Raw genomic sequence first — 3,162 nt, 5'->3', positions numbered from 1 at the left:
AAAGGCGCTGTTGCGAGCGGTGCTTGCACAGCCGGTGCTGTGGGGGGTGCTGTGGGCGAAGCCACTGCTATGCTCCAGTTTAAACTGTCGACCAAAAATTTTATACAAAAAGAAATAGCAGCATTGGATGGTCGTGTTCCAACGGCAGAAGAACAAGCGCGTATCAATGCAAAGATTGAAGCACAGTTTTCTGATTTTAATGATCATGCCATTGATATCGCGCGCATAGCGGGGGGCTTTGCTGCTGCCCTTGCTGGTGGTGATGTCAATACTGGCGCTGATGCCGCAGGTAATGCTGCCGAAAATAATTTTCTTCCTGCGGTAGCAGCTGCTGTAGCGTTCATTGTGTCGCTTACGCCACAAGAGTTGGCAGCTCTGTCTCTTTTTATGGCTGGTGGAGCAACTATTGTTCAATCTCCTAACAATAGAACCGCTATAGCTGATTTTCTTGCCTATTGGTTTGCATCAAAAAATGGAGAAGAAGATAGCGAAAAAACAAATCAAAACTCACAAGAAGAAAAAAACAAAGCTTCTCAGGCGAATGCTAAAGACCCACAAAACAATAATGACGATGACAATGATGGAAAAGGTAAAAAGCTTAATAAAGCTAGGGAACATCATGACAAAAAACGCGATGAGAAAAAACAAAAATTAAAGGAGGAAGGATTTTCACCCAGCGAAAAAGAATTAACGATTGAAATTGAAATTACGACAGATAAAGGCACAATTAAGGTAAGAACACGTCCCGATAACACATTTATTAAGGATGGAAAACCAGCGTTTGATGAGACGAAAACAGGTAAAGCCAAATTAAGTAAAGGGCAGAAAGGTTTAAGAGAAATATGTAAAACAACAGGAAGCATAAAATTTTGTGGTTCTGAAGCTGAAAAGTATCTTAAGCAAAATAAAGAAAAATTTGATCAATATCAAAAAGATCTTAAAGGTACTATAGATAATTTTAAAGGCAGTGTAAAAGAATTGGAGAAAGAATTAGATAAATTTAACAAGAATTGGGCTAAAAATCAGCTAGATAAGAAGTGGAATGAGGGGACACTGCACCATGGAGTTGATCGACATCCAAGCTATTTAAAAGGGAAGTGAAGCATAATGAAAACGAAAGACGTAACAGAGATTTTAAAAAGATTGGGCTGGGAGATTTATCGCGATGAAGTTGGAGATACATTTGCTTATTATCATTTCTCCGATCGTATAATACGCATTCTCTATGATGTTGTAGATTATGGAGAGGATGGTGGAAGGTTGCGGCTATCAGTTGCTCTTACCACCGCCGCTTATTGTCTTGCTGAGGAATATGATAATGGCGAACAGTCGCGCTATGAATATGGTGATACGTTGATTTATGCAGAAGAAAATTTCGGAATTGTGGCACAGAATCTTTCAGAAAGTCATATCGAAGCTGTTTTAAACAAAGTAATCTTTTGGGCACAAACGCAGAATATTGAACAAAAATTGCGTGAAGAAGCCGCCAATCATTCTGCTGTTGCACAAGCATTGCTTGGCGATATTGATGCTTTAAGGTCTGATAAGCCGGCACCTCAATTACATGTACCAGAATTTGCAGATTACAAAGCGATGACGCGGTATGAGCGCCTCATTCTTTTTGCGCAAGCTTATAAAAATGGGGAGTTAGACGATATTCTAACGCGTAAAAAGCCCAAACAGCGCTCGATAAGCCTTACTGCAGCAAGCCGTATTCTTAAAACCCAAGGGTGGTTTTCTACGGAACCTGGAAAAATGTGGCTCTCTTTGCCAGATCGCTTTATTCAGTTTGATTTTGGTTTTGTACATCTCCATAACAATTACAATGTCCGTCTTGAAGCTGAGATCTCTAACGAAGAGATTTCTGTAGCTTGCGAATATATTCACTATAGGGGAGAATATAATTGGATACGACCTACGGATATTTATCAGTCTTTTAATACGATTGGGGGAGGGATTTTTAGCGGTTTTGATAAAGGGATTGATATTTGTGTAGAGACGTTGAATGAGGAAGATTTGATAAAAATCTCTGAGCGGATAATACAATGGGCACGCGCCCAAGATTTACAAGCATCAATAGAAAGCAAAACACGTGTTCAAAAGTATAGCTACAATATAGATATAGTCTGGCATTTGGCTTGTTTAGCGTTGACAGGTCGAATTGATATCCTGAAATCTTATCAAAGTTTTCTAAAAGCAGGTACGATTTCTGAACATTTGGATGATAATGAAGTAAAAAAATATGTTAACCATGCCGTTGAATTTTCTGAAAAACATCTGAAAATCCTTAATGAGCGAGAAGCAGCAGAAGCACACCTTGGTCCGAAAGCTTTGATTACTTTCAATAAGGTTGCTGAGCAATTAAAAGAAATGGGTTGGACAGTTTATCGTGATAAAAACTATGATCGTAATACCTATTTTATCAGTAAAGACCGTATCATCAATATAATGTACAGTCTTCAAAGTGATGAAGAAGAGCCAATTGTTGCATTTAAGGCTTCCCTTTCAACACTTGGTTTTTCCACTGCTCATAGAGAAATTTTCTATAATATGCCTCAATATATAGCCCTCAAAGAAGCAGAAGAAGTTTATACAGTTTCTAGTACTGAATTGGATAGAGGCAAGCTAAAGGAGATTTGTACAGATATACTTGAATGGGCAGATCGGCAAAATGTTAATCAAATCATTTATGATTATGCGGCTTTTTCCCCAGACAGTGAACTTGATCTTGTAGCGCGTCACCTTATTGCGCTTGTTTTGATTGGGGATGTTGAAAAGCTCAAATCTTATAAGGAGAATTTTAGAAAGGGAAATTCTTTAGGTTTTGTGGAAGAAATCTCAAAATATAGAATTGATAATCTCCTCACTCTTGCACGGGGTTATCGAGCAGGTTTTCCGAAAAATGCACCGATTTTGAGCTTGGATCCGCAAATAGCATCTGTTGCTTCTAAAACAACTTCTGTTGAAGTGGCAGAGGAAGTGGATGAAGTGGATGACAATGATGATCGTCTCACCATGGAAAGTGCTCATGCACTTTTGAAAAGCTTAGGTTGGTCAACCGAGAAAATCAATGAGAATGATCATATGGCAAGCTATCAATTGGCTGATCGTGAAGTAGACATTCTTTATAACGACGAAATTGCCAAAGATTACCCACAATTT

General features: G+C 38.7%; 2 protein-coding genes. Both read left to right on the top strand.

All coding sequences use genetic code 11. From position 1 onward, the window contains the following. Positions 1–1,101: VENN motif pre-toxin domain-containing protein (locus ACFIK4_RS01095; RefSeq protein WP_375674629.1), on the top strand; the 1,101-nt coding region annotated here is incomplete at its 5' end. A 6-nt stretch (positions 1,102–1,107) separates the two neighbouring features. Next, positions 1,108–3,162, top strand: a 2,055-nt coding sequence (locus tag ACFIK4_RS01090) for a DUF6990 domain-containing protein (RefSeq protein ID WP_375674627.1), incomplete at its 3' end; no start/stop codon positions are given.

This window comes from Bartonella sp. AP9QHHD (assembly GCF_042195625.1).
GTDB lineage: Bacteria > Pseudomonadota > Alphaproteobacteria > Rhizobiales > Rhizobiaceae > Bartonella.
Note: the sequence above shows the minus strand (reverse complement) of the source record. Positions and strands in the feature narration are given on the sequence as shown.